The organism is Natrarchaeobaculum aegyptiacum (genome assembly GCF_002156705.1).
Taxonomy (GTDB): Archaea; Halobacteriota; Halobacteria; order Halobacteriales; family Natrialbaceae; genus Natrarchaeobaculum; species Natrarchaeobaculum aegyptiacum.
Genome location: NZ_CP019893.1, coordinates 353,728 through 379,852, shown reverse-complemented (window position 1 = coordinate 379,852; position 26,125 = coordinate 353,728). Strand labels below are relative to the sequence as shown.

The 26,125-nt window shown below is 65.1% G+C and carries 29 protein-coding genes and 1 pseudogene; 10 read left to right on the top strand and 20 right to left on the bottom strand.

The annotated features are described in order from the left end of the window. Positions 1-11: 11 nt before the first annotated feature. Positions 12-533, bottom strand: a complete 522-nt coding sequence (locus B1756_RS01935; RefSeq protein WP_086887023.1) for a protein-tyrosine phosphatase family protein — start codon at positions 531-533, stop codon at positions 12-14. A 184-nt stretch (positions 534-717) separates the two neighbouring features. Continuing rightward, positions 718-1,698: a 3-isopropylmalate dehydrogenase gene (leuB, locus tag B1756_RS01930; protein WP_086887022.1), complete on the bottom strand. Its 981-nt coding sequence runs from the start codon at positions 1,696-1,698 to the stop codon at positions 718-720. 149 nt (positions 1,699-1,847) lie between these two features. Between leuB and B1756_RS01925 the strand changes: the two genes are divergently transcribed. Continuing rightward, positions 1,848-2,228, top strand: a complete 381-nt coding sequence (locus B1756_RS01925) for a CBS domain-containing protein (protein WP_228434434.1) — start codon at positions 1,848-1,850, stop codon at positions 2,226-2,228. A 128-nt stretch (positions 2,229-2,356) separates the two neighbouring features. Here B1756_RS01925 and leuD read toward each other — a convergent pair whose 3' ends face one another. The 9 genes from leuD to B1756_RS01880 form a co-directional block, all read right to left on the bottom strand. Next, the gene (gene leuD / locus B1756_RS01920) at positions 2,357-2,989 is read right to left on the bottom strand and encodes a 3-isopropylmalate dehydratase small subunit (protein ID WP_086887021.1); all 633 of its coding nucleotides are present in this window, start codon (positions 2,987-2,989) and stop codon (positions 2,357-2,359) included. Continuing rightward, complete coding sequence (gene leuC / locus B1756_RS01915) at positions 2,986-4,407, bottom strand: 3-isopropylmalate dehydratase large subunit (RefSeq protein WP_086887020.1); 1,422 nt, start codon at positions 4,405-4,407, stop codon at positions 2,986-2,988. Before leuC ends, leuD begins: the two co-directional genes overlap by 4 nt. Beyond that, positions 4,404-4,679: a DUF7989 family protein gene (locus B1756_RS01910; RefSeq protein ID WP_086887019.1), complete on the bottom strand. Its 276-nt coding sequence runs from the start codon at positions 4,677-4,679 to the stop codon at positions 4,404-4,406. The genes leuC and B1756_RS01910 overlap by 4 nt, the downstream gene beginning before the upstream one ends. A gap of 29 nt (positions 4,680-4,708) precedes the next feature. Continuing rightward, positions 4,709-5,767: a ketol-acid reductoisomerase gene (gene ilvC / locus B1756_RS01905; protein WP_086887018.1), complete on the bottom strand. Its 1,059-nt coding sequence runs from the start codon at positions 5,765-5,767 to the stop codon at positions 4,709-4,711. Next, positions 5,760-6,434: an acetolactate synthase small subunit gene (gene ilvN, locus B1756_RS01900; protein WP_086887017.1), complete on the bottom strand. Its 675-nt coding sequence runs from the start codon at positions 6,432-6,434 to the stop codon at positions 5,760-5,762. Before ilvN ends, ilvC begins: the two co-directional genes overlap by 8 nt. Next, positions 6,431-8,239, bottom strand: a complete 1,809-nt coding sequence (gene ilvB / locus B1756_RS01895) for a biosynthetic-type acetolactate synthase large subunit (RefSeq protein WP_086887016.1) — start codon at positions 8,237-8,239, stop codon at positions 6,431-6,433. Before ilvB ends, ilvN begins: the two co-directional genes overlap by 4 nt. Before the next feature lie 398 nt (positions 8,240-8,637). Continuing rightward, positions 8,638-9,843 (bottom strand): LeuA family protein, encoded by a 1,206-nt coding sequence (locus tag B1756_RS01890; RefSeq protein ID WP_228434588.1) that lies wholly within the window; start codon positions 9,841-9,843, stop codon positions 8,638-8,640. Positions 9,844-10,235: 392 nt separating this feature from the next. Then, entirely contained in the window at positions 10,236-10,943 is a 708-nt protein-coding gene (locus B1756_RS01885; RefSeq protein ID WP_086887015.1) for a MaoC family dehydratase, read from the bottom strand. A gap of 210 nt (positions 10,944-11,153) precedes the next feature. After that, positions 11,154-11,981, bottom strand: a complete 828-nt coding sequence (locus tag B1756_RS01880; protein ID WP_086887014.1) for an alpha/beta fold hydrolase — start codon at positions 11,979-11,981, stop codon at positions 11,154-11,156. 134 nt (positions 11,982-12,115) lie between these two features. Between B1756_RS01880 and B1756_RS01875 the strand changes: the two genes are divergently transcribed. Then, positions 12,116-12,553 (top strand): hypothetical protein, encoded by a 438-nt coding sequence (locus tag B1756_RS01875; RefSeq protein WP_086889993.1) that lies wholly within the window; start codon positions 12,116-12,118, stop codon positions 12,551-12,553. A gap of 53 nt (positions 12,554-12,606) precedes the next feature. Here B1756_RS01875 and B1756_RS01870 read toward each other — a convergent pair whose 3' ends face one another. The 3 genes from B1756_RS01870 to B1756_RS01860 all read right to left on the bottom strand — a co-directional run bounded on the left by B1756_RS01870 (position 12,607) and on the right by B1756_RS01860 (position 14,462). Next, the gene (locus tag B1756_RS01870; protein ID WP_086887013.1) at positions 12,607-13,884 is read right to left on the bottom strand and encodes an MFS transporter; all 1,278 of its coding nucleotides are present in this window, start codon (positions 13,882-13,884) and stop codon (positions 12,607-12,609) included. Positions 13,885-14,010: 126 nt separating this feature from the next. Next, positions 14,011-14,277: an elongation factor 1-beta gene (locus B1756_RS01865; protein WP_086887012.1), complete on the bottom strand. Its 267-nt coding sequence runs from the start codon at positions 14,275-14,277 to the stop codon at positions 14,011-14,013. A 5-nt stretch (positions 14,278-14,282) separates the two neighbouring features. Further along, positions 14,283-14,462 (bottom strand): HVO_2753 family zinc finger protein, encoded by a 180-nt coding sequence (locus B1756_RS01860; RefSeq protein WP_086887011.1) that lies wholly within the window; start codon positions 14,460-14,462, stop codon positions 14,283-14,285. 378 nt (positions 14,463-14,840) lie between these two features. Between B1756_RS01860 and nreA the strand changes: the two genes are divergently transcribed. Together nreA and B1756_RS01850 are read left to right on the top strand one after the other, a co-directional pair. Then, positions 14,841-16,142 carry a DNA repair protein NreA gene (nreA, locus tag B1756_RS01855; RefSeq protein WP_086887010.1) on the top strand — a complete coding sequence of 434 codons (1,302 nt, stop codon included), beginning with the start codon at positions 14,841-14,843 and terminating at the stop codon, positions 16,140-16,142. A 103-nt stretch (positions 16,143-16,245) separates the two neighbouring features. Continuing rightward, complete coding sequence (locus B1756_RS01850; RefSeq protein ID WP_086887009.1) at positions 16,246-16,506, top strand: hypothetical protein; 261 nt, start codon at positions 16,246-16,248, stop codon at positions 16,504-16,506. 4 nt (positions 16,507-16,510) lie between these two features. Here B1756_RS01850 and B1756_RS01845 read toward each other — a convergent pair whose 3' ends face one another. The 4 genes from B1756_RS01845 to B1756_RS01830 all read right to left on the bottom strand — a co-directional run bounded on the left by B1756_RS01845 (position 16,511) and on the right by B1756_RS01830 (position 19,316). After that, positions 16,511-17,608: an AI-2E family transporter gene (locus B1756_RS01845; protein WP_086887008.1), complete on the bottom strand. Its 1,098-nt coding sequence runs from the start codon at positions 17,606-17,608 to the stop codon at positions 16,511-16,513. A 138-nt stretch (positions 17,609-17,746) separates the two neighbouring features. Continuing rightward, entirely contained in the window at positions 17,747-18,211 is a 465-nt protein-coding gene (locus tag B1756_RS01840) for a DUF302 domain-containing protein (RefSeq protein ID WP_086887007.1), read from the bottom strand. A 109-nt stretch (positions 18,212-18,320) separates the two neighbouring features. Further along, positions 18,321-18,983 (bottom strand): CPBP family glutamic-type intramembrane protease, encoded by a 663-nt coding sequence (locus B1756_RS01835; protein WP_394340697.1) that lies wholly within the window; start codon positions 18,981-18,983, stop codon positions 18,321-18,323. Positions 18,984-19,034: 51 nt separating this feature from the next. Next, the gene (locus tag B1756_RS01830) at positions 19,035-19,316 is read right to left on the bottom strand and encodes a DUF5789 family protein (protein ID WP_086887005.1); all 282 of its coding nucleotides are present in this window, start codon (positions 19,314-19,316) and stop codon (positions 19,035-19,037) included. A gap of 170 nt (positions 19,317-19,486) precedes the next feature. Between B1756_RS01830 and B1756_RS01825 the strand changes: the two genes are divergently transcribed. The 5 genes and pseudogenes from B1756_RS01825 (at position 19,487) to B1756_RS19515 (ending at position 23,712) form a co-directional block, all read left to right on the top strand. Continuing rightward, complete coding sequence (locus B1756_RS01825) at positions 19,487-20,557, top strand: cell division protein CdpA domain-containing protein (RefSeq protein ID WP_086887004.1); 1,071 nt, start codon at positions 19,487-19,489, stop codon at positions 20,555-20,557. A gap of 152 nt (positions 20,558-20,709) precedes the next feature. Next, on the top strand, positions 20,710-21,099 hold the full coding sequence (locus B1756_RS19145; protein ID WP_152031247.1) for a hypothetical protein: 390 nt from the start codon (positions 20,710-20,712) through the stop codon (positions 21,097-21,099). 123 nt (positions 21,100-21,222) lie between these two features. Further along, positions 21,223-21,452, top strand: a pseudogene (locus tag B1756_RS19770) (IS5/IS1182 family transposase); the annotation flags it as partial. 86 nt (positions 21,453-21,538) lie between these two features. Continuing rightward, positions 21,539-23,506, top strand: a complete 1,968-nt coding sequence (locus B1756_RS01815) for a DEAD/DEAH box helicase (protein WP_186336489.1) — start codon at positions 21,539-21,541, stop codon at positions 23,504-23,506. 41 nt (positions 23,507-23,547) lie between these two features. Then, complete coding sequence (locus tag B1756_RS19515) at positions 23,548-23,712, top strand: hypothetical protein (protein WP_186336488.1); 165 nt, start codon at positions 23,548-23,550, stop codon at positions 23,710-23,712. A 52-nt stretch (positions 23,713-23,764) separates the two neighbouring features. Here B1756_RS19515 and B1756_RS01810 read toward each other — a convergent pair whose 3' ends face one another. Then, entirely contained in the window at positions 23,765-24,322 is a 558-nt protein-coding gene (locus tag B1756_RS01810; RefSeq protein WP_086887002.1) for a GMP synthase subunit A, read from the bottom strand. Between the two features lie 147 nt (positions 24,323-24,469). Between B1756_RS01810 and B1756_RS19510 the strand changes: the two genes are divergently transcribed. Then, complete coding sequence (locus B1756_RS19510) at positions 24,470-24,607, top strand: hypothetical protein (protein WP_186336487.1); 138 nt, start codon at positions 24,470-24,472, stop codon at positions 24,605-24,607. A gap of 194 nt (positions 24,608-24,801) precedes the next feature. Here B1756_RS19510 and pan1 read toward each other — a convergent pair whose 3' ends face one another. Then, on the bottom strand, positions 24,802-26,019 hold the full coding sequence (pan1, locus tag B1756_RS01805; RefSeq protein WP_086887001.1) for a proteasome-activating nucleotidase Pan1: 1,218 nt from the start codon (positions 26,017-26,019) through the stop codon (positions 24,802-24,804). Positions 26,020-26,125: the final 106 nt, after the last annotated feature.

Here is a 26,125-nt window from a genome sequence, read left to right as displayed (position 1 = left end):
CGTTCTCTGTGTTAACTGTCGGTGCCCGTCTCGATCGCCGAGGGAACGGCCGCGAGCAGGTCGTGCAACTCCCGCTCGGTCGCGTTGCCGTCCCTGATCGCCTCGGTTGGTGTCCGGGGCCACGGCCGCGTCTGGACGGCCTCGAGCGCGCGGTCGGGTCCGTATCCGCGGTCGTAGACCAGCCACGCGGCGGCGACGACGCCCGTCCGTCCGAGGCCGGCGTTGCAGTGGATCACCGCCCGACTTCCGTTTGTCGTCGCGCGTTCGAGAAAGGCGAGCGCGTTGGCCAGCCGCTCTACGTCGGGGAGGTGACGATCTCTGATCGGGACGTGGGCAGTCTCGAACCGATCGTCGTAGGCTGCGGGGAGTCGCCAGCGACCTGCCTCGCGGTCAGAGAGGAGACAGCAGACCGCCGAGACGTCGTGAGCGGCGAGTCGGGCTGTCCACTCGTCGACGTCGCCGCCGAAGTGACCCGGCCGGGCCGCACCGAACACCGGTCCGGCGTCTATGCGGCCGAAGTTCGCGCCGTTCACGGGTGAGTCACCCGCCGGTCTCGTGAGTTACGGTCTGTCGGCCTCGACCGCGGTGTCGCGTTGAACGCTGTCGATCCGCACATCACGTCCACGTTCGGGGTGATCCGATATCAAACTCCGCACGTTCGGGGGTCGGTTGCGGATCGTAACCGACGAACGGTGCCTCAGAACAGGAGTCGCTCGATCAGAGTCGGTCGATGACGACCTCGGTCACGTCAGCCGTCGAGGCGTCACCGCCGAGGTCAGGCGTGTGTGGACCTTCCTCGAGCGTGGTCTCGACGGCCTCGTGGACGGCGTCGGCCTCGTCGTCGTAGCCGAGGTGCTCGAGCATCATCGCGGCCGAGATGATCGTCGCGGCGGGGTTGGCGACGCCCTCGCCGGCGATGTCGGGCGCGGAGCCGTGGACGGGTTCGAACAGGGCGCGCTCGGGGCCGACGTTGGCGCTGGGGAGCAAGCCGAGGCCACCGACGAGGCCGGCGGCGAGGTCCGAGAGGACGTCGCCAGCGAGGTTCGGACAGACGACGACGTCGAACTGGGTGGGGTCGAGACAGACGTGGGTCGCGAAGGCGTCCATGAGCACCTCGTCGGTCTCGACGCCGTTTTCCTCGGCGACCTCGGCGACGGTGTCCCGGAAGAGGCCGTCGGTCTCGCGCATCACGTTCGCCTTGTGGGCGATGGTGAAGCCGTCGTGGCCGTCGCCAGCGACGTAGTCACAGGCGAACTCCGCGAGGTCGCGGGAGGCCGACTCCGTGACGACGCGAGTGAGCGTCGAGACGTCCTGAGACAGGCGATCCTCGTGGCCCGAGTAGACCCCCTCGGTGTTCTCCCGGAGGAACACGAGGTCAGTCTCGGGGCGAAGTGCGTCGACGCCCGGGTACGCTTTGGCGGGTCGGATGTTGACGAACGACTCGACAGCCTCCCGGAGCGGAAGGATCACGTCCGCGGCGGTCTCGCCAACCGCACCGAACAGCGTCGCGTCGGCCCCGGCCGCCAGGTCGTAGGTCTCCTGTGGGAGTGGCTCGCCGGTCTCCTCGGCGACGGCGTCGCCGGCGTCGGCCTCGACGAACTCGAACTCGAGGTCGAGGGCCTCGAGGACGTCTACGGCCGCGGGTGTGACTTCCTGCCCGATGCCATCGCCGGGGATGACGACGATCTCGTGAGTCATAGAGAGACCCTGACACCGTGGTGGGGAAAGTGATTCGATTCGCCAGCGGTCCAGTCTCGACGAGCCGGTGAGCCGACGACCGGACCGGTGGGGCCGCGAATATTGCGACGGAGCGAATCCTCAATGCGCGGGGCGACATATTGTTCATTATGGAAGCAGAAACCAGAGTCCAGGTCGCCGACGTGATGTCGAGCCCGCTCGAGACCATCTCGACGGACGCGACGGTCCAGGACGCCGCCCGGAAGATGTGCGACGACGAGATCAACGCGCTCGTGGTGACTACCCATCCACCGTCGATCGTCACCAGCACGGACGTGCTCCAGATCGCAGCGGAGGATCGACGCGCCAGCGAGGTGCCCGTTACCGAGGTGATGACCGACTCCGTCGAGACCGTCCCGCCGGACATCTACCTCGAGGAGGTCGCTGCGATGTTGACCACGTTCGAGATCAAACACCTGCCGGTCGTCAACGGTGACGACGACTACGTCGGGATGATCTCGTCGACGGACGTCACGGCACAGCTGTCGTAACTACCCGGTTCGACCTCGAAGCTCAGACAGCGCTGGTGAATCCAGAAGCGTCGAATTCTCGGCCCGTTTCGACGACGTAACTGTCGTCGTGATCGTCAAAAATCGCCCTCGAGAGTCGATTCGTTCTGTTACTCTGCGTCGGGAATCTGGCCCGCCTCGACGTAGGGCAGTTCTTCGGCCAATTTGGCGACTTCGCCTGCGTTGGCCTTCATGAGCGCCGTGGTGTCCCAGACGCCCTCGACGAGTGCCTTGCGCTGGGCGTCGTCGACCGTGACGTCGATCGTCTGCCCGCCGTAGGTGACCGTCTCGGCCTCGACGTCGATGTCGATCTCGCCGTCGGGGTTCTCGTCGACCCACGCCTGCAGTTCCTCGATCGTCTCGCTGTCGGCGGTGACGGTCGGGATGCCGAGAGCCAGACAGTTGCCTGCGAAGATTTCGGCGAAGCCTTCACCGATCAGTGCGTCGATACCCCAGCGCATCAGCGCCTGTGGAGCGTGCTCGCGCGAGGAGCCACAGCCGAAGTTGTTGTTGACGACCATGACCGACGAATCCTGGAACCGGTCTTCGTTCATCGGGTGGTCTTTGGGATCGTCGTTCTCGTCAAATCGCACGTCGAAGAACGCGAATTCGCCCAGCCCGTCGAAGGTGACGACCTTCATAAAGCGGGCAGGGATGATCTGGTCGGTGTCGATGTCGTTTCCGCGGATCGGAATGCCCGACCCCGATACTTCGGTCACTTCTGGTATGTCTTCGGTCGTCACGCCGTTTGCACCTCCTTCATCTCGCGAACGTCGGTCACTTCACCTTCGATCGCCGCCGCGGCGACCATCTGGGGGTTCATCAACACGGTGCGACCGTCCTTGCTGCCCTGGCGACCGACGAAGTTCCGGTTCGACGACGAGGCGGAGGCCTCGTCGCCTTCCAGCTGGTCGTCGTTCATGCCCAGACACATCGAACAGCCGGCGTTGCGCCACTCGAAGCCGGCTTCCTCGAAGGTATCTTTCAGGCCCTCCGCTTCGGCAGTCCGCTGGACGCGCTGGCTACCGGGGACGACCAGCGCGCGAACGTCGTCGTGGACCTGTCGGCCCTCGACGATCGCCGCGGCACGACGCAGGTCGGGGAGACGGGCGTTCGTACACGAGCCGAGGAAGGCGACGTCGATCTGGTAGCCCTCCATCGTCTCACCGGGTTCGACGCGCATGTGCTCTTGAGCACGTCGGGCCGTGTCGGCTTTGTCCGCCGGCAGGTCCTCCGGTGCCGGGATCGGGTTCGTGATCCCGACGCCCTGACCGGGGGTCGTCCCCCAGGTGACGACCGGCTCGAGTTCGTCGGCGTCGATCGTAACCACGTCGTCGTACTCGGCGTCGTCGTCCGATTTGATCGACTCCCAGTAGGGTTTCAGTTCGTCGAACTTCTCGGGGTTCTCCTGGAAGTAGTCGGTCCCCTCGAGCCACTCGTAGGTGGTTTCGTCGGGGTTGACGTAGCCTGCGCGAGCGCCGCCCTCGATGGACATGTTACAGATGGACATCCGGCCTTCCATCCCGAGGTCCTCGATGGCGGAGCCGGCGTACTCGTAGACGTAGCCGACGCCGCCTTCGGTGCCGAGTCGGCGGATGATCTCGAGGATGACGTCTTTCGCTTCGACGCCCTCAGCGAGTTTACCCTCGACTTCGATCTTCCGGACTTTTTGCTTCTCCATGGCGACGGTGCCCGTCGCGAGCACGTCGCGGATCTGGCTGGTGCCGATGCCGAACGCGAGCGCGCCGAACGCGCCGTGCGTGCTGGTGTGGGAGTCGCCACAGACGATCGTCTTGCCGGGCTGGGTCAGCCCCTGCTCCGGGCCGATGACGTGGACGATCCCCTGGTCGCCGCTGTCGGGGTCCGAAAACTCGATGCCCGCGTCGCGGACGTTCTGCTCGAGTTCGCTCATCATCTCTTCGGCCGCATCCTCCTCGTAGGGACGAGACTGGTCGGCCGTCGGGACGATGTGGTCGACGGTCGCGTGGGTGAGTTCGGGGTAGGCGACCTCGAGGTCGCGCTCTCTGAGCATCCCGAACGCCTGCGGACTCGTCACCTCGTGGATGAGGTGGAGTCCGACGAACAGTTGATCCTGTCCGGTCGGCAGTGTCGTGACCGTGTGTCGATCCCAGACCTTGTCGTACAGTGTGCCTTCGCTCATTCTTCGTTCTCGTTCGTCTCTACCGGGTCGCGTCCGCGCTCGAACACGCGGGTTACGTCCGTGGCGTCGTGTGGCGGCGTGTGATCGACGTCCGCCATCCGCGCTGGTGGTTTCTCGCCTGTGCCTCCCGTGGGTGTCTCCCCACTCCCGTCCGTCTGGCCGCCGTCGGCGGCGACCGTCGGGCCGCGAGTGAACAGCCGACCAGCCGTCTCTCCAGTGTACGGATTCGTGTGGCTGACGTCGGCCATCGTATCGGTCGTGTCGTCTGTCATCGTTTCGATCGGATAGGTACTCGAGCCGTTCAGTCGTCGGCCTGCACGGCGACGGACTCGTCTTCGGTCTCCTCGTCCTCGTCTTCGTCGGCCCACGCGAACAGTTCGCGCAGGCGTGCGCCGACGTCTTCGATCTCGTGGTTCTGTTCGGCCTGTCGGAGCTGGCTGTAGGTCGGTCGTCCGGCCTGGTTCTCGAGGATCCACTCGCGAGCGAACTCGCCGTTCTGGACCTCCTCGAGGACCTCGTCCATGTTCTCACGGACTGAGTCGTCGACGATGCGGTCGCCGCGGGTGAGACCGCCGTACTCGGCGGTGTCGGAGACGGAGTTCCACATCTCCATGTTCCCACCCTCGTACATCAGGTCGACGATGAGTTTGAGTTCGTTCAGACACTCGAAGTAGGCGATCTCGGGGGAGTAGCCGGCGTCGACGAGCGCTTCGTAGCCGTGTTTGACCAGTGCGGTGACGCCGCCACAGAGGACGGCCTGTTCGCCGAAGAGGTCCGATTCGACTTCCTCCTGGAAGGTCGTCTCGATGACGCCAGCGCGGGTGCAGCCGATTGCCTTCGCGTACGCGAGGGCGCGTTCTTCGGCGTCGCCCGTGGTGTCCTGATAGATCGCCAGCAGGCCGGGCGTTCCCTCGTCGTTCTCGTAGTTGCGGCGAACGAGGTGACCCGGACTCTTCGGGGCGACCATCGTCACGTCAACGTCCTCGGGCGGGGTGATCTGGTTGTAGTGAATGTTCAGCCCGTGGGCGAACTGGAGGGTGTCACCGGCCTCGAGGTTCGGTTCGATCGCGTTCTCGTAGACCGACGCCTGGACGGTGTCGGGGACGAGTACGGAGATGTAACTCGCCTGTGAGACGGCCTCGGCGGGCGTCTCGACGGTGAGGCCGTCGGCTTCGGCGGCAGAGCGCGACGAGGAGTCCTCGCGGAGCCCGACGACCACGTCCACGTCGCTCTCGTGGAGGTTGAGCGCGTGGGCGTGGCCCTGGCTGCCGTAGCCGAGGACGGCTACCGTCTCGTCGTCGAGCGTCGATACGTCTGCGTCGTCGTCGTAATAGATCGGAGTCGTGAATTCGTCAGTCATCGTCTGCTGGTTGGTAGGGTTCGTGGTTCGCCTCGTCGGCGGTCGATTCGGTCGCTTCCGCGGGCGACGGGCCGGTCGTCTCGTCGGTGCCGCGAGCGAGCGCCGTCGTGCCGGTCCGGGAGATCTCCCGGATGCCGAACTGCTCGAAGGTCTCGATCGCGGCGTCGATCTTCTGACGGGCGCCCGTGATCTCGAACGTCGCCGTTGCCGGACAGGAGTCGACCGTCTTCGCGTCGTACATGGACGCGACGGCGGCGACCTGGTCGGGCCGGTCTGACTCGACCTTGATGAGTGCCAGTTCCCGACGCATCGCGTCGGGTTCGAGTTCGCGCACCGAGACGACCGGGATCAGCTTGCGGAGCTGTTTCTTGATCTGTTCGATTCCCGGGTCCGGTTCCTCGACCACGAGGGTGATCCGGGCGCGGGACTCGTCTTCGGTCGGACCGACGGTGAGGCTCTCGATGTTGAACTGCCGCCGGGAGAACAGTCCCGAGACGTCCGAGAGGACGCCGGGTTCGTGTTCGACCAGCGCCGAGATGACCGTCCGCCGTGGCTCGTGGGTCGCCTCGACTTCGGGATCGATGCGGATCCCCTGGGTGTTTCGCCGTCCCGCTGGCGTCTCGCGTTCTTCCGGTGGTGGCCCCTCGAGTCCGCGTTCGCGTGTCATAGCTGATCCTCCGTCAGTGCGAACAGGTTGTTGTCGCCGCCGCTTGGCACCATCGGGTAGACGTTCGCCGCGGGATCGATGTGGACGTCGATCACCGACGGGCCGTCGTAGGCGAGTGCTTCTTCGATGGTGTCTGGGACCTCGTCGTACTCGTCGATGCGGAAGCCCTGCGCGCCGAAGGCTTCGGCGAGCTTGTCGAACTCCGGCATCCAGTGGTAGTCGGAGGCGGCGTGACGGCCCTCGAAGAAGGCGTCCTGCCACTGTCGAACCATCCCGATGTACTCGTTGTTGAGCACCGCGACGGTGATATCCAGGTTCTCCCGGACGGCCACGGAGAGTTCCTGTAAGGTCATCAGGAACGAGCCGTCGCCGTCGATGCAGACGACCTCCTGGTCGTCGTCGGCGGCGAGTCGGGCACCGATCGCGGCGGGCAGGCCGTAGCCCATCGTCCCGAGCCCGTGACTCGAGACCCACGTGCGTGGCTCGGTGAAGGTCCAGTACTGGCAGGCCCACATCTGGTGCTGGCCGACGCCGGTGGTCACGATCGCCTGGTCGCTCGTGGCTTCGTCGAGCGCCTCGACGACGAACTCCGGCTGGACCGGCGCGTCGTCGGGCGTCTGGTAGGCCATCGAGTAGTCGGACTTCCACTGCTGGCACTGGGCGCGCCACTTGGTTGCCCGGGGCGACTCGGTGACGGCCTCGGCCAGCTGGGAGACGACGGTGCCGGCGTCGCCGACCAGCGGGTAGTCCGCGTGGATGTTCTTGCTGATCTCGGCGGGATCGATGTCGACGTGGATGACCTCCGCGTCGGGCGCGAAGGTCTCGATGCCGCCGGTCAGGCGGTCGTCGAACCGCGTGCCGACGGCGATCAACGTATCGGTGAGGCTGATCGCCATGTTGGCGTAGCCGGTACCGTGCATGCCCGCCATCTCGAGTGAGAGTTCGTGGTCCTCGGGGAACGCGCCGAGGCCGGGCATCGTCGTGATGACCGGGATCTCGTGATCGATCGCGAACTCCCGACAGACGTCGCTGGCCTCACCCTTGATGACGCCGCCGCCGAGCAACATCACGGGTCTCGAGGCGTTCTCGATCCGTTCGGCTGCGGCCGCGACGATCTCGGGATCGGCCCGCTCCTGGACGTGGTAGGTCTCCGGGACCGCGGGGCCGTCGGGTTCGCGCTCGGTCTCGGACTTGGTGACGTCTTTGGGCAGGTCGACCAGCGTCGGACCGGGTCGGCCCTCGCGAGCGAGCGCGAAGGCCTCGCTGACGTCCGTTCCCACCCGGTCGGGGTCGGTCGAGAAGGTGTTGTCCTTCGTGACCGGGGCAGTGACACCCGTGGTGTCTGTCTCCTGGAACGCGTCGTTCCCGACGAACGCCGTCGGGACCTGTCCCGTCAGGGCGACCATCGGGTCCGAGTCCATGTCGGCGTCCGCGATGCCCGTGACGAGGTTCGTCGCGCCCGGCCCCGAGGTCGCCAGGCAGACGCCCGGCTCGCCGGAGACGATACCGTAAGCGTCTGCGGCGTGCGATGCGCCCTGTTCGTGGGCCATCGTCACGTGGTAGATGTCCGAGTCGAAGAGGGCGTCGTAGACGGGCATGATCGCCCCGCCCTGCACGCCGAAGGCGTACTCGACGCCCGCGTTCTCGAGGGCGCGCACGACGGCCTCGGCACCCGTGGTGACGGGCGCCGGTTTCGAATCGGCGGCCTCGCGCTCGGACTCGAGTTCCGTCTCGGTGGTCGCGTGCTGGTCGTCGTCCTGTTCGTCCGTCTCGTCTGGTGTGACCGATGCTGCGCGTTCGCTCATCGATACTCTCCCGCGCGGTGGCGGTCGTTGTGGTGTCGGTCTGGGATCATCTGCTGGCTGGCTGGTCGCTCTGAAAACGATGCGGCAATTCCGGACCGAAGACGAAGACGTACTGGATGTGGGGCTAGAAAGCCCCTACAATACGAATCGGAGCGAACGCGTCGCTGCCGGTCCCGTTCGCGTCGGCGTGGCCCGACAGTCGAGCGCGGTACGTCATTGATAGTGACGTACTGTCGGCCGGGGTTATAACTGTTGTGAGTCAGCCCGATCGGCGCGGTCGGTCCAGTCGGTTCGGTCGACCCGGTTACCCCGGTCGGCGTCGCCGATGCAGTCCACTCGGGCGTCGGCGACCGGCGTAGCCGGTGCTCTCGAGCGGCAGCGAACGGGGCGGACATCGGTTAGACGCGCACCCCCTCTTCGCGCTGGCGGTCGACGCCGGCTTCTTCGGCGAAGCGTTCCAGATCGTCGACGGTGACCCGTCGCTTCTCGGCACCGTAGTCTTTGACCCGCCGGGTGACTGCCTTGACCTCGTCGGCGGTCGGGTCGAAGCCCTGCTCGCGCAGGCGCTCCCGGACCGAGTGGGTTCCGGTGTGCTTCCCGAGGATCAGCTTTCGTTCGGCACCGACCATCTCGGGGGTCATCACGCCCGGTTCGAACGTATCGGAGTTCTCGATGACGCCGGCGGCGTGGATGCCGCTCTCGTGGGAGAAGGCGTTGTCGCCGACGACGGGCTTGTTGCCCGGGGTCGGCATACCGCTCTTGTCCTCGACGATCTCCGACAGCTCGGTGATGCGGGTCGTGTCGATCCCCGTGTCCGTCTGGTAGAGGGACTCGACGGCCATGACGAACTCCTCGTAGGCGGCGTTGCCCGCGCGTTCGCCGATGGAGTTGACCGACACCTGGGCCTGATCCGCTCCCGCTTCGATGCCGGCCAGTGCATTGGCGGTGGCCAGCCCGAAGTCGTCGTGGGTGTGGACGTCGATGTGCGCGTCGGTGTGGGCACAGACCTTCTCGATCATGGCCCTGAACCGGGTCGGCGTCGCGACGCCGCAGGTGTCGGGAATGTTGATCCAGTCGGTTCCCGCGTCGGTGACCGCTTCGATCACGTCCATCAGGAACTGCTCGTCGGTTCTGGTCGCGTCCATCGGCGAGAACATGCAGATCGCTCCCGCCTCTTTGATTCGCTCGACCGACTCGACTGCGCGCTGTACGACCTCGTCTCGCGTGGCGTGCATCGAATCCTCGATCTGGACGTCACTGGTGGACACGAACGTGTGCACCATCTCGACGTCCGACTCGAGTGCCGCTTCGATGTCGGCCTCGACGACTCTCGCCAGTCCGCAGGTGGTCGTCGACGTCGACGACGCGATGTCACGGACGGCTTCGAACTCGGCGTCTGAGTTGACTGGGAACCCGGCTTCGATGACGTGGGTACCCATCTCGTCTAAGATCGCGGCGATCTGACGCTTGTCGTCGTACGAGAACGAGGTTCCGGGTGACTGTTCACCATCCCGGAGGGTGGTATCGAAGACACGTGCTGACTCTATTTCGTCAGTGGAATCTAACGTGCCCTGGAAGAACTCGACCCCCCTGACTGGTGTCAGAGGACGGGTTGTCTTGTGCAGACATTGTATCAGAATCCGACGGTCGTCGTCATATATATAGCTGACGCTGCGAGCCGACTCGAGCGGACGTTCTCGAGCCGGTGACGAACCGTGAACGACCGAAAACCGCATGCAATCGACGCCCTAATACAATATAACCTCATTCTAACAGTTCTGTTTGGCGTGCGAGACGATCGCCAGTTTCACCCCGCCACTCGCACGAACGTGTTCCCGGTCGCGGCTACCTGTGCTCGCGCGCGCCGACTCATACGGATTACTGTAACGGTTTACCGACGCAACCGCCGCACGGGTCGCGGTTGCGTCGGCAACGACTTACAGTAAACCGTATCAGTGCCCGACCACGGCTCACTGCTCGAACCAGCGCACTGAGATCACTGCTCGGCCGGTTCGACGAGGACGACGGCCTCGCCGTCGATCACCGTCGCACCGCCCTCCGACGTCTGGTCGTCCGTCGCCCCGTCCTCGGCGACTTCGGCTGTCCACTCCGGTCGCTTCGAGACGGTCGTGCGGAGGCGATACCGTCCGTCGCCGAGGGTCTCGACGATCTCGACTTCGGCGGTGACGACGTCGTCGATTTCGACGGGCGCGTGAAACTCGAGGTCCTGCGAGAGGTAGATCGTGAGTCCTGGGAGGCGGGCGAGCGCGGCGCTGATCGTCCCCGCCACGAGCGTGCCGTGGGCGATTCGCCCGTAGAACCGGGTTGACTCGGCGAACTCCTCTTCGAGGTGGAGGCGGTTCGTGTCGCCCGACACCTGTGCGAACGCGGAGACGTCCGCGTCGCTGATCGGCTTGGTGAATCGAACGTGGTCGCCGACCTCGAGGTCTGTGACCGACTCCACCGAGCGGTCCGTCTTCCAGGACTCCTCGCAGTGGGGCAGGTCAGTGACCGGCGGCGCAGCAGCGGATCGATCCTCGGACGCCGACTGCGACGCCATCGGCTCCGTGGCCGGTGACAGCCCCATTGCGGCCAGCAGGGCGTTGTTCGCTTCGACGTAGCTGTTCATCACGTGTCTCGAGACGGTCGACCAGTTCGCCGTCTGTTCGTCGGTGCCGTCAGTCTCCGGAGAGTTACTACTCATAGGCGGGGTGCAGTGTGGATCTGTCTGTGTGGGCGATGGCAACCGATTGGTCGGCCGTCACCTTGGGGGCGTTGCCAACGTGTATTGGTGGCTACAGCGTGACAGTCACGACGTCGAAACTGTCGGGAGAACGGGCGATCACGGCCGAACCTCCGGACAGAAAAACCGTGACTCGAGGCGCGGACACGACAGGTGAGCGAATCGAACTGTTCAGGTCGCGCCGACTCGCTCGAGGAACGACGCCGTCGTCTCGTTGAACGCCGCTGGCCGATCCTGGTTGACGAGGTGCCCCGCGTTCGCGAGCGTCCGCTGGCGACCACCGGCGACCTCGTCGGCGAGGTCGTCACCTTGCCGCCTGACCGGCAGCGCCTCCTGGTCGCCGTGAACGACGAGTGTCGGGGTCTCGACGGCCGACAGGGACGACGGTTCGTACCGGTAGAGCGCCTCGAAGACCTTGCGGAATTCCGTACGCGAAACGTCGCCGACGGCCTCGAGTGCTGTCGCCCGGACCGACGGGTCCACGGAGAGCCACGGCTCGCCGGTCACGCTCCGAATCGACCACAGCAACGACTGGAACGTCGCCGTCGGGCCGGTCATCGCGAGTGAACTCGTCAGTGCGGGCGTCGGCGACAGTAACGGTTTAATTCCTTGCGGCAGGTCCACCGGCGGCATCGATCGAATCGCGCCAGCGAGTACCGCCGCGCTCGCCCGCGAGGGGTGGCGGTGGAGGTACTCCTGGACGACCATCGACCCCAGCGAGAGTCCTCCGAGGATGGGATCTTCGAGCTCGAGGTGCTCGAGCAGTGCCTCGAGGTCGTCGGTGAAGAGATCGATGGAGTAGCGATCGGTATCGGTCGCTCCCGTCCGGCCGTGCCCGCGGACGTCGAGGGTCACCACCCGGTACTCGTCGGCGAACCGCTCGACCTGCGGTTCCCACGACCGGCCGTTCATCCAGCCGCCGTGGACGAACACGAGGGGCCGACCCTCGCCGGTCTCTTCGTACCAGAGCCGTCCGTCCTCGAGCGAAAGCGTTGCCATAGCCGGTGGTAGTGGGCCAGCCGGATAACTCGTCGGGGTGGACTCGCCGGCTGACGACCGCCAGATCGGATCCGCAGCCCCACCGGATCGACGGAAACGGAACCCACTTCGGCCTCGAGCCCGAGAATCGAGGTATGCGACTCGAACTCCGCGTCTGCCAGCACTGTCTCGAGGGCGATCACGGTGCCGGTCAGGAGAAGACGGACCTGTTGCAGGACATGGTCGCCTGCGCTGAAGTAATCGAGGAACACCGGCAGGTGCTGGACCTCGAGGAGGTTCACATCCGACGGGTGCGCGATGACGAACCGGGAAAGCCAGCGGCGCTGCCGGTCGTCGCGGCGACGATCCAGAACGACCAGATCGTCCTCAACGATACCCAGCTGGTCGCGGAGGGCCAGGACGGCAACATGCTCCTCTACGCCAATCCCGACGACATCCTGACGGTACTGGCGGGCAACGTCGACGAGATCAGCAAGGCTGTGCCGGGCGACGTCAGTGTCGAACTCTCCGAGGTCGGTGCCCAGATCATCTCGCAGGCGAATCTCGGTGCAAACGTGAACAAACAGCAGTAGAGACGACGACCTCGTTGCAGCAGTCAGGATCGAACCCGACGTCGGAACAGCTCTCAGACAACGCGATTTCGGAGGGACAGCCAGGCGGAACTCAGGAAGGCAAGACCGAGACAGCCGGCCAGGATGGCGAACGCCAGCCGATAGCCGTACTGGGTGTAAGCGACGGTGCCACCGATGGTTTCGCCGGTCCGGTGGGCGTCGAGTGCGACGCCCATGATCGCGGGGAGGATCGTTGCGCCGATGAAACCGGCCGTGTTGACGGTCGCGGTGGCGACACCGCTCGCCCCGGCAGGATACCGTTCTTTGACGACCGACAGCGACAGCATGGCTGCGCCGAAGAGCAAACCGGCACCGAGGTAGGAAGCGGCGACGACGGCGAGAGGTGGCTTGCCGAGAAGCGGAACGACGGTAAACGCGAGCGTGAGTAGCCCCATGCCGATCGTCATCGGGAGAAACCGTCGCCCGACCCGATCCGACACCCAGCCGATAGCTGTCGGCCCGAACAGGAGGCCGACGGAGCCGAGCAGCGTGAAGTACGACGCCGTCGTCACGTCTAACTCGTACACGACGACGAGATACGGCACGCCCCACAGCCCGATCAGCGTCAGAATCGAACCGTTGCCGGCGAAGAAGACCAGCGATAGCAGCCACTGGTCGAGGTCGGTGACGAGCGTCCTGAGGTAGCCGCCGATCTCCTCGAGCGAGACCGAGGGCTGTTCGGGCACGCCCTCGATGGGGTCGAGGCCCGCATGTGCCGGCGAGCGTCGCGCGAGGAGGAAAACCGCGCCACCGGCGACGAACCCGACGACAGCGAGTCCGAGGACGGTTGGCCGCCAGCCAAAGACGCCGACGGTGATCGCGAGCGGTGTCGTCGCGAGGATGGCCCCGAGCCCGGCGACGCTTCCGGTGAGGCCGGTCATCGTCGCGAACTCGTCGGTACGGTACCAGTTCGCACAGAACCGGAGAATCGAGACGAAGATGACGCCGCTCCCCAGACCGATGAGTCCCCGCGAGACGAACGCGAGGAGGTAGCTCTCGCTGAGTGCGAAGCCGACCGCACCGAGGCTGAGCACGATGGCACCGACCGACCCGACGTACCGCGGGCCTACGCGGTCGGCGAGGACACCTGTCGGGATCTGGATGGCTGCGTAGATGAGAAAGAACGAAGCGTGAAGCGTTCCCAGCTGTGCCGCCGTCGTTTCGAAATCTGCCGTCAGCTGTTCCGAGAGGACGGCCGTCGAAAGTCGATGCAGATTAACCAGCAGAAAGACGGTCGCGAGTGCACCCCAGGCGAGCCACCGGCGCTTGGTTGGATCCGACAGGACGTTCACGCCCGTAACCTATTTCTGGGCCGTCCTAAGCATTTTTGCCACCAGGTCACAGCGAGAAACGCAAGCCGTGACAGAGCGGTGGCTACCGGCGGTGGCTCACCGAAAACTGGGTCGATCGGCCGAAACTCAGATACGCCCGACTTCGTCGATTTCGACGCTCTCGACTTCGTCGACCTCCGCGAACGTCTCTTCGACGGCTTCGGTCCCGCCGGCGTCGTCGGGGACGAGCACGGTGGGGTAGAGGGCGACGAGCCCGAACGCGACGTCTTCACGGTCGACGCGGTTGATCTCCGCTCCGTCAGGGAGGGAGCTCTCGAGACGGTCCTGCAGGTCGTCGAGGTCGACCTCTGGACTCTCCGGCATGACCTTGATTTTGGCTGCGACTTTTCCCATGGGTATCAGGGTCCGGTGAACCCGCAGTCGGGGCACTCGTAGAGGTTGCTCTGTTTGCGGCACTTCGAACAGCGGTAGATCTGGGCCCCGCAGTCGGGACACGTGAATGCGGCGGCGTTCGTCCCTGCGATGTTGATTCCACAGGAGACGCACGAACGCGACTGGTGGTCGTCCGTCGTACTCATACCCCTCCCTTCCCGCCCGTCGTTTTTAACCGTTGTCTTTGTCGCTCGAGGTCGGCCAGATCCGCTGATCGGTCGCGGTCGCGCCGGTACGTCGGCTCTTGGGCCCCAGTGAACGGCGCGTTTTCTCGGTCAGAAAACGCGCGTATAGTGCTTTTATCCCCCACGCGTATCGTTCACGTGCGGCCTGCCAGTCGGTCTGTGCCCGACCGCCCGCCGGGCCGTGCCTCTGACACTCGCTGGGGAGGGGGTTCCGCCAACTGCCCACCCCACATCTGTACCACGGTGAGCCACGGCTCACGTCGACCTGTGTCGCCGAGTGCCGTCGTCCCCGACCGCTGAACTCAACATTCAAACCCGGTCGCCACCAACGTCGGGTGAATGCGCCTCGACGAGTACATCGAGGATCTCGAACCCGACGAGGAAGCCGAGCGTCGGCGCCTCGCCAGGGAGAAGTCCTACGCGATCACCGACCACCTCGAGGACGTCGAGCGGCGGTTCGACGACGTGCTCTCGGGGGACACGCTGGTCGGGTCGACCGCGCCGTCGATCTTCGTCGGGCGCTCGAACTACCCGGACATACCGGTGGGGGTACTCTCGCCTGTCGGGGACGAAGACGCCGCCGAGGAGTACGTCACCGACGGCTCCTGGTACCAGCAGGGCTACGGCATCGACGACGTCCTCCAGCGCAGGACAGGGTTACTGAACTCGAGCAAGCAGGCGAACGTCGACGCGCCGAGTATCGCCAGCCGGCTCGCCCCGTCGGTTCACGACACCTGGGACGGCTTCGTCGGCGTCCAGCGCGAGGTGGCCATCGCCGGCCGGCCCGTCGACCTCGAGATCGGCCTCGACGGACGACCCGATCTGGGGCTCGACGCGGGAGCCGACGTCGCTACCCCGCGTGGACCGCGCGCCAACGCGCGTAACGCGGAGTTGCGCGAGAATCCCTACGTCCCGAAATCGGTCAAGAAGACTCTGGAGGACGACGACTGGCAGGCCCAGGGGGCGATGACCTACCTCTACCGGCGCGGGTTCGACGTTTACGAGATCAACACAATCCTCTCTGCGGGCGCACTGGGTGAGGCCAGACAGCGTCGCCTCGTCCCCACACGCTGGTCGATCACCGCGGTCGACGACACGGTCGGCCAGTACCTCCGCGGGCGCATCCGGAACGCCCCGAGCATCGACGTGGTGCAGGTCTGGGCGACCGAGTACGTGGGCAATCGGTACTGGATCGTCCTCGCGCCCGGGCGCTGGGAGTTCGAACTCGTCGAGATGAAAGCCCCCGGAAGCATCTGGAACCCGGACCCCCACGGCGACGTCTGGATGGCCAGTGCCGCGGAGGGCTACGAGGGCCGAACGGGGTACGTCGAGGAGACCGCGGGCGCTTACTACGCCGCCAGACTGGGCGTCCTCGAACATCTCGAGTCGATCGGTCGACAGGCCAAGTGTCTGGTCCTCCGGGAGGTTTCGGACGACTACTGGGCACCCGTGGGCGTCTGGCAGGTCCGCGAGAGCGTCCGTAACGCCTTCGAGGGCGAGTACGGCGAAGCAGAGACCTTCCACGGGGCCGTCGCCGAGGTCACGAGCCAGTTGCCCGTCTCGCTCGAACGGCTTCGGCGCAAGTCCGAACTCGCCGCGGGTATCCAGTCGAACCTCGACGCGTTCGCCGATCGGTCCTGATCGGTTTGCAGAATCGACGGAGTCCGGTGGACGCGGCGACCCGGGCGGCCGGCTTGCGAGCGCGCCGAAACCCTTTCACTCCTCCCGCCCCTCCGAACGGCCGATGATCGTCGCCGCCATCCCGACCGACGTCGCGACGCTCGCTGCGGCCCTGTTTCTCTTGCTGGGCGTCCCTGCGATACTGCTCGGGATGATCATGCTCTATACGGGCTACGTCCGCTACGACGCCGAACAGTACCTCGAGGCGCTCGAGGAACTCGAGGAGTCGGCAGACGACGATGTCCCACCGGTGGGTCAGGACGCGACTCGAGCGACTGACGACGCTGATCCGTCCGCGGAGAACGACGAGTTCGATCGCCAGTAAGTCGTTAGCCGTCGACGTCGGGTGTCTGACCGGCCGAATCGACGGACTCGTCGGCGTCGGTACTGTCTGACTCGAGGTCGTCGAACGCGTCCAGACCGTTTACACCGGCAAAGACCGTCAGCCCGGCTTTGAACGCCGCGAGCAAGACGGGTCCGAGGAAGAGGCCGACGACGCCGAACAGGTAGATGCCGCCGATGACGCCCACGAGGACGATCGCGGGGTGGACGCCGGAGCCGCGGTCGACGAAGATCGCCCGCAGGTAGTTGTCGACGACCGAGAGGACGGCGACCCCGTACAGCAGGAGTACCAGCGCAGGGAGCGGGCCGGCCGTGAGTGCGAGGTAGACGACGCCGGGGCCCCAGACGAGCCAGATGCCGATCGCCGGCAAGAACGAGACGAGCATCATGACGACCGTCCAGAAGGCCACGTTCGGAACGCCGAGCAGGTAGAAGCCGAGCCCGCCGAGCACCCCCTCGACGACTGCGACGAGAACGTGGCTGTAGATCACCGCCCAGGTGACGGTCTCGATCTCGTCGAACAGTTCCTCGCGAACCCCGGGCGACAACGGTGCGACCGACCCCACCCAGTCGACGAACGCCCGCCCGTCGACCAGCAGGTAGTAGAGGACGAACACGAGCACGAGTAGTCCGAAGCCGAGCCGCACGCTCGCGTTCAACAGCCCGATTGCCTCGGCCAGTGCGACCTCGACGATCCCGCCCAGCGACGGTTCGAACTCCGCGAGCAGTTCGGCTTCGAGTTCGTCCAGGATCGCCTCCTCGACCCCGAACTCGAGTGCCGTCTCCCGGATCGTCTCGAGGATCGTCAGCTCCTCGAGGCTATCGAGGAACTCGATCACCGATCCAACGAGGAACACCGACAGGATGAGGATAGGGAAGACTGCGGTGACGATGGCGAGTCCGGTCACCGCGAGTGCAGAGAGCCGTTCGTCGACGCGCGCCCGGAGGCGGCGGTGAATCGGGTAGCAGACGAACGCGAGCAGGCCTGCAGCCAGGACGTACTGCAAGAGCGGCGCGACGAGGAGAAAGACGATCGCGCCCGTGATCGCCAGCACCAGCGCGAGGAACCCGGTTCGAACGTCCATACCTCGTGGAACGCCCCCGAACACGTAAGTCGTGTGATACGGTTCGGGGTGGAGCCTCCTCACCGGGACGACCGTGGCAGGTCGGAAGTCGGAATGACTACCGTGGGACGGAATCGCCCCGCGAAAACCGGTGACCGGTTACTCGTCGACGGCTGCCTCGAGTGCCGCGAGTTTTCCGAACGCCTCCTCGGTGAGTCGGCCGGTTTCCTCGAGAATCTCGTCCCACTCATCGGAGTCGGGGGCGATGCCGAGCAGGTGGGCGATGCGCATGATCGAGACGTGGTAGACACACTGGCGACCCGGTTGCTCCTCCCAGACGATCATGTTACAGGGGAAGAGTCCACCAATCTGCAGTGTCTCCTCGAGCGCGCGGTTGGCGATGGCCGGGTTACACGCGCCGAGGACGTAGTAGGGGTCCCGGTCGGCATCGACTTTCTCGTTCAGCAGTTCCGAGGGCGAGAACTCGACGGGGATGCCGAAGCCGACGTCGTCACAGATCTCGCGAACCTGCTCGATCGCCTCCTCGTGATCCATTTCGAGAACGACCTGTTTCTCGCCGTAGTCTGCAGGGTCGATCGTCGATGGGTCGATCGGGAGCGTCATCGGTCGACGTTCGGCCGCCTGCCACTTAGTCGCGTTCGTTTTGTCGTGTCCCGTACGTGGCCCGTCGCCGTGTCTGGTTGCACCGGGAACGTTGCTGTCGGAGGTGCGGTCAGATCGGAACTGGCAGCCAGGTGAGTACCTCGAGAAACGGCGTCGGGTCGAACAGGGGGTCGTGGAGGACGAGCCAGTCGAGCAACACGAGGCCGGCCCCGTGGGCGATCACCGAGGGGAGGATCGAGTTCGAGTGGTAGTCGACTGCACCGAAGAGGACGTCGGTCGGTCCCGACAGCAGGAACTCGATCGGCGGCTTCGAGGCGTGGTGGATCATGTAGACGATTGGGCTGATGAACACTGCCTTGAAGCCGATCTCACTGACGCCGACACAGAGCAGTCCCCGGTAGTAGGTCTCCGCGGCGAGCGCGAGCACGAACAGCTGGAGGGCGTGTGGCAGGAACGAACCGGGTGCCGCCGAGGTGTCCCACATCGGGTAGAACTCCCGGATCGTCGGCAGTGTCGACCCCACGAGGTAAAATGGGAGGACGAACAGCGAGAGCAAGACGGCGTTGCGGACGGCCACGCGATTGATAGTCCAGCCGATCCGGCGACCGTGGGTCAACCCTAACGCCAGCGGACCGCCGATCAACAGCAGGCTGTCGACGACGACGCGGGACTCGAGGTTCGTCGGAACGGTAGAGGTCCAGAGAACGGTCAGGACGGCTCCCGCGAGCAGGGACTTCTGGACCCACGAGAGGCGATCGAACCCCGCGCGGATCCATCCCCAGCCCCAGCCCGCGTCGGTACGTTCCCGGTCCGTCGCCACGGTCTACTCGTCGGCCGTCGGAATCGGGCCCGTGCCGATCACTGCGCGGACGTGCGACTCGAACTCCTGTCGACGCTCGAAGTGGGTCTCGTCGACGGACTCGAGCACTGCGGCCAGTTCCTGTGGGCCCCCGGGCGTCCGGATGACGGTGTCACCTTCGCGGCCGACGATATCGCTCTTCGCCTTGGGCCAGGTCAGTCGCGAACTGACCCGGGCGAGCGGAGCGCCCTCGACCGGCGTGTGCTCACCGAGCGTCACGTGTTCTTCGTCCTCGTCGTCGCTCATGAACCGACGTTCGCAAGCCCGTCGATTCAACGTTTCGCTTCCAGCAGCCCCCGATTCGTCCCGGGCCGGCAAACCGGACGGTGGCGTCCGCTCGGAGCGTCGACGAACGCACCACCGGTCAGACAGGCGTCTGACGTAGCGTTTTGTGGAGGGAGTACGAACGCCACCGCATGACAAGCCTGACGGAGGTCTACGACGGGAACGCCCGGGAGGTGTCGAGCCTCCGGCGGCTGAAAGCGGGGACGGCGCTCGTGGTACTCGGCGCGCTGCTGTCGATCGTCGCGCTCTTGCTCGCGACGACCGACCTGCTCGCAGGCGTCGCCGCGACGATCGGCGACCCGTTCGGAACGGTCGAAGCGACCGCGCGGGCGAACGCAGACCAGTACGCTGCGGTTCGCGTTGCCGGCGTCCTCGCCGGGCTGGGCGTCCCGGCTGCGCTCGTCGGCGTCTTCATCGTCCTGCCGGCCGGACGCTGGGTGCGAGCGGCAGGAGCCATCAGCGCGAGTCTCTGTCTGTTCGGCGTCACGCTGTTCTGGTACGCCTATCCGCTGCACTGGCGCGGCGTCGGCGACGACCTCACCCTGCAGGTCTCTGCAGTGTACCTCCTCGGACTGTTCGTCGCCCTCTGGTGTCTGTTCACCGCCGTCGTCAACTTCAAGACCCGGAACGACCCCGGCGGCATGCTCGAGATGTACGTCACCCAGCACAACCAGACGATCGTCGAAGCGCCGGAGGAACCGGAACCCGAGCCGGACACCTCGGGCTTCGGCGGCGTGGGATTCTTCGGGGCGACCCCCGACGGCGAGGTCGAGACGCAGACGAACGCACCGGCTGGGTCTGCTGACGATACCCAGCGCGCGTCCCGATCCCAGCCGACGCCGGAGGCCGAACCTGACGAGGGAACGATCCTGCAGAACGAGCCCTCCCGGCGGTCGCGGTCGTCCTCGAGCGCCACGTCTTCGCCCACTCCGGGTGCGCCCACTCCTTCGAGCGACGGCGGCTCGACCACCGCGGACATCTCCTCGCCGCTCGAGTCCGGTCCCGGTGCAGACGCCGGGGCGGAGATCGTCGAGTCGCCGTCGCCGCCCACCACGTCCGGCTCAGCGGACCGATACTGTGGCAACTGCACCTACTTCGAGTACGTTCGTTCGAACGGCGGGATCCTCCCCTACTGTGCGCGACACGACACCGCGATGGACGACATGGACGCCTGCGAGGAGTGGACGCCGAACAGCAAGTAATCTCGAGTTCTGTCTCCGGAATTTACGAGATGCAGGATGGGTTCACCGGCCGTCCGGAAGTATATGTGGCCAATCATGCAAATCACAACCTTCTATGGATTGGATAATAAGTTAAACAAAAGAAGTATTTGATTACAATCTATATATCACCTATGAAACGCCGATCAGTCCTCGGCACCCCGATCTTAGCGCTGGCGTTGATTACACCAGGTTGTTTCGAGTTAACTGGAAGTAGTGAAACCCAGTATAGTTTCGCGGTCTATAACCACTCAGAAGATGAACATACATTCACAATACGAATTGCATCAGATATAGATGATTATTACATTCATGAAGATATTACTTTAGAGGAGAGAGGTGCTGAGACAGACGTTTCTATTGATGGTATACCATCTCGGATCTCGATCCAAGTGGACACAAACAGTGAATACGAGTTCCCTTGGCCAGCCGGCCATTCCGACTCTGAAAAAAAGTCCAATGTTGCAAACATATATTATACCCCTCATGATGACCAGGAGGTAATGGTGTACGGTGAGCATTGACAAACCCGGTAATTCCACAGTGCTCTGGTGAATCGCCAGAAAGCGTCGATTTGCCCCGTCAGAAATAGTGACTTCAGGCGGGAAACAGCGGACTCGCCAACTGCGCCACCGTTCGCTCCTTGGCTCCGAATCTACTTGGAGGAGTCCTGCCGCGAAGCGCTCAATCTCTTGAGCGAGATGCCACAAATCCTGGCGAAGGTCAGCTTCAGAAGGCCGGTCTCCCCGATCACTCGACGCTAATGAAGGTGTTTGACAGAATCGGGATGGCAGTCTGGTGAGTGCAGCTGCACCGACAGGCGCAGGTGCACGCCCCACCCGATCGTGCAGCGATGGTCGCGACACTTTTCGACCGTGTAACTCGCTTCCACGGTCGATTCGCTCACCGTTTCGGACACCACTGAACGAAATCGGTTTAGCGTCCAGCCCGTAAGTGCGGGCCGTGACAGCGGATCAGACGGACGACCGCGATAGAACTCGGGACCGCGACGTCGACGCCGCGTCCGGATCGACGGACGAGGCCGACGACTGCGACGCCTTCACCCTCGCGGACTTCCACGAGGCGAGCCAGCGGGCAGGCCGACCGGTGCTCACGGCCGCCGCGGTCGCGCGCGCCCTCGAGCGCTCCCACGAGGACGTCAACGGAGGTCTCGAAGCCCTCGCCGAGCGCGGCGACCTCGAGCGACTCTCGGTGGCGACCGACCCCGTGGTCTGGTACCCGAGCGAACTCGAGGACCTGACCGACCGCGAGCGCGTGGTGGTCTTTCCGAAGCGCCGCGAGATCGTCGTCGACCGACCGGACCAGTTCACGCGCGCACAGCTCTCGCAGTTCGCCCACCTCGCCGACGGCAACGGCGACTCTGGGTACCGGTACGTCGTTCGCCCCGAGGACGTCTGGGCAGCCCCGCACGACACGTTCGAAGCGCTCCGGCGGACGATCCGGCAGGCCCTCGGCCAGCGCGAAGAGCGCCTCGAGGAGTGGATCGAGAGCCAGTGGGACCGGGCGCGTCAGTTCCGGCTCGTGACCCACGAGGACGGCTACACCGTGCTCGAGGCAACGAGCCCGGAGGTGATGGGGAACGTCGCCCGACAGAAACTCGACGAGGAGCACGTCCACGCGCCCATCTCCGAGACCGAAGACTGGGTGCGAGAGGGCTCGGAGGCTGCGATCAAGCGTATCCTCTACGAGGCCGGCTACCCGGTTCAGGACCAGCGCGACCTCGAGTCCGGCGAGGACCTCGAGATCGACCTGCAGGTCTCGCTGCGGCCGTACCAGCGGACCTGGGTCGATCGATTCGAGGAGGCCGGCGAGGGCGTCTTCGTCGGCCCGCCCGGTAGCGGGAAGACGATCGCCGCGATGGGCGCGATGGCTCGCGTCGAGGGTGAAACGCTCGTGCTCGTTCCAAGTCGAGACCTCGCACGCCAGTGGGCCGATGCGATCGTCGAGCACACGTCGCTCGGACCCGCACAGGTCGGCCAGTACCACGGCGGCCAGAAGAACGTCCGGCCGGTGACGATCACTACCTACCAGATCGCTGGGATGGACCGCCACCGCTCGCTGTTCGACGACCGCCAGTGGGGCCTCGTCGTCTTCGACGAGTGTCAGCACGTCCCCAGCGACGTCTATCGCCGGAGTACCCACCTGCAATCTCGCCATCGCCTCGGCCTCTCGGCCAGCCCGATCCGCGAGGACGATCGCCAGACCGAGATATTCACCCTCGTCGGCCCGCCGATCGGCACCGACTGGCAGGCACTGTTCGACGCCGGATTCGTGGCGGAACCGGAACTCGAGATCCGGTACGTTCCGTGGGGCGACGACGAACAGCAAAACGCCTACGGCTCCGCCGAGGGGCGCGAGCGGTATCGGATCGCGGCCGAGAATCGAGGGAAGGTCCCGGAGATTCGCTACCTGCTCGCCGCCCATCCCGAGTCGACGGCGCTCGTCTTCGTCGACTATCTGGATCAGGGCCGGGACCTCGCGGCCGCCCTCGACGTGCCCTTCCTCTCGGGAGAGACGCCCCACCACGAGCGGCGACGGCTCCTCGAGTCGTTCCGCCGGGGCGATCGCGACGTGCTCGTGATCTCGCGCGTGGGCGACGAGGGAATCGACCTGCCGGCGGCGGACCTCGCCATCGTGGCTTCCGGACTCGGCGGGTCGCGCCGGCAGGGAACCCAGCGCGTCGGGCGAACGATGCGTCCGGTGGGCGGCGCGCTCGTCTACGTGCTCGCGACGCGAGGCACCCGTGAGGAAGACTTCGCCCGTCGCCAGCTTCAGCACCTCGGCCGGAAGGGCGTCACCGTGCGCGAGCGGTCGGTCGATCCCGACGAGCGCGCTCGAGGGGCCGACGAGGGCGACGACACCGCAGCCGACGACGCGGACCCGGGTGAGGAGTCGTCCGTGTCGGAGTGACCGGGCGTCGGATCCATGACGGGTGGGCTCCAATAGCCGGTATGGCCCCTGCAACCCACACCTGCACCTGCGGTGCCGTCCTCCAGTACAGACACGACCTCGAGAAGCGACCGGGCGGCATCACCGCGGAGTGGACCTGCAGTGACTGTGGAACGCCGGTCCCGGGAATGGTCGCAGAGAAGATCAAACACCAGCATCCCTCGTGACCCGTTTCGCGTGATCACCTGGCCTTCGAGCGCGGGGATCGACGAGGGCCGATCAGGCCTCGCAGATCTCGAGGAAGTTCTCGAAGATAGCCTCACCCTCTTCCGTGTGGGCGACCTCGGGGTGCCACTGGACGCCGTAGAGGTCCCGGTCGGTGTCGCTCATCGCCTCGACGCCGCAGACGTCGCTCCGGGCGGTCAACTCGAAGCCTTCGGGCAGCGTCTTGACCTCGTCGGCGTGACTCGCCCAGACGCGGGTCTCGGGGGCGAGCGAGCCGGTGAGCGGATCGTCGCTGTCGACGATTTCGACGGTGACGTCTGCGTACCCGCCGTAGTCCCCGCTGCCGACGGTGCCGCCGAGCTGGTCGGCGATCAGTTGCATCCCCAGACAGATGCCGAGGACGGGGACGTCCACCTCGAGGTAGGCCGGTGACTCGCCGATGCGGTCCATGTCGGGGCCGCCCGAGAGGACGATCCCGTCGGGGTCGACCTCGAGGTCTTCGGGTGGTGTTTCGTTGTCTACCAGGTGAGCGTCGACGCCGAGGTCGCGCAGGGATCGCTGTTCCAGATGGGTGAACTGCCCGTGGTTGTCCACCACGACGATAGTCGTCATTGGCGGCTCTAGCCAGCCACTCCTCAAAAGCGACCCGATCGCTCTGATTTTTGCGTATCGCCCGGTCCCCGTTCGCCTCTGTACACGCACCCGAACCGATGACGGTCGTCCGGTACGTTTATGCCATCCTCACCGGAGTGTACGAACATGGCAGTCGATATCAACCAGTTCTCCCACCCAGCGTGGAAGGCCGCGGTCGGCACACTCGTCGGCTATGGCCTCATCCTCGTCGTGCTGACGCTCGCACTGTTCATCGTGCCGTGGCTCATCTTCGCCTCGCTGTAGGTCGCATCGATCCGCCGCGACCACACGGGTTTCCAGTCGACGACTCGAGCACCTGCCTCCGTCCGTCTCACACGTCACGAGCGTCGACCGACGGCTCTCTCATCGGCTGACGGCGTCGACCGACGACTAGAGGCGCTGCTGGCGCTCGAGTCTGAAACGTCGAATGGAACGAACGACGAGGACGCGTCGTCCGATCAGGCGAAGGTCTTCGAGACCTCGTCCGTGGAATCAGACTCGGCCTGAACCTTGTCCCAGGCGTTGTAGAAGTCCTCGGTCTGGATCTCCGTGCGGTCGTCGCGGATGGCGAACATCCCGGCTTCCGTACAGATCGCCTTGATGTCGGCCCCGGAGGCCTCTCCGGTCTCCTCGGCCAGTTGCTCGAACTCGACGTCGTCGTCGACGTTCATGTTGCGAGTGTGGATCTGGAAGATGAGTTCCCGGCCCTCGGCGTCGGGTTTGGGGACCTCGATGAGGCGGTCGAACCGGCCGGGGCGCAAGATTGCGCGGTCGAGCATGTCGAAGCGGTTGGTCGCGGCGATGATCCGGATCTCGCCACGCTCTTCGAAGCCGTCCATCTCGGCGAGCAGTTGCATCATCGTCCGCTGGACCTCGGCGTCGCCGGAGGTCTTCGACTCCGTTCGCTTGGCAGCGATGGCGTCGATCTCGTCGATGAAGATGACGGCGGGTTCGTGCTCGCGGGCGACGTCGAACAGGTCACGGACGAGTTTCGCACCCTCGCCGATGAACTTGTGAACCAGTTCGGAGCCGGCCATCTTGATGAAGGTGGCGTCGGTCTGGTTGGCGACGGCCTTCGCGAGCATCGTCTTGCCCGTCCCCGGCGGGCCGTACAGCAGGACGCCACTCGGCGGGTCGATTCCCACGTCCTCGAAGGCGTCGGGCTTCTCGAGGGGCATCTCGACAGTTTCACGGACCTCCTGAAGCTGTTCTTCGAGGCCGCCGATGTCCTCGTAGCTGACCTCGGGACTCTCGGTGACTTCCATCACGCGTGCACGGACGTCGGTCTCGCCGGAGAGGGTCTTGACGATAGAGAGGGAGTTGTTCACCGCGACCCGGTCGTCCGGCTCGAGTTCCTCGCGCATCTCCTCGGTGACCTCGGTCAGGGCCTCCTGGTTGTTGCCGTGCTGTTTGATGATCACGCCGTCGTCGGTGATCTCCTGGACCGTGGCGACGAACAGCGGCGACTGCTTTAGCTTCTTGTTCTCGTGGGTCAGTCGCTCGAGTTTCTGCTGGTACTTGTTGTTCTCGGCGTTCGCGTCGAGGAGCTTGTCACGCATCTCCTCGTTTTGCGTCTCGAGGATCTCCAGCCGTTCCTCGAGCGCCTGGATCTTCTCCTGTTGGGACGCCTCGTCCTCGTCGTATGGGAGGTCGACGTCGTCCACAGTGTCGCTCATCAGCAGCCACTTGGGGGCTGGTTCATAAGAGGCTTCGGGTCGATTCAGTTTCGCCTGTCGAGGATAACCAAGAAGCATAATCTGAAACAGAAAATATTATTACTCT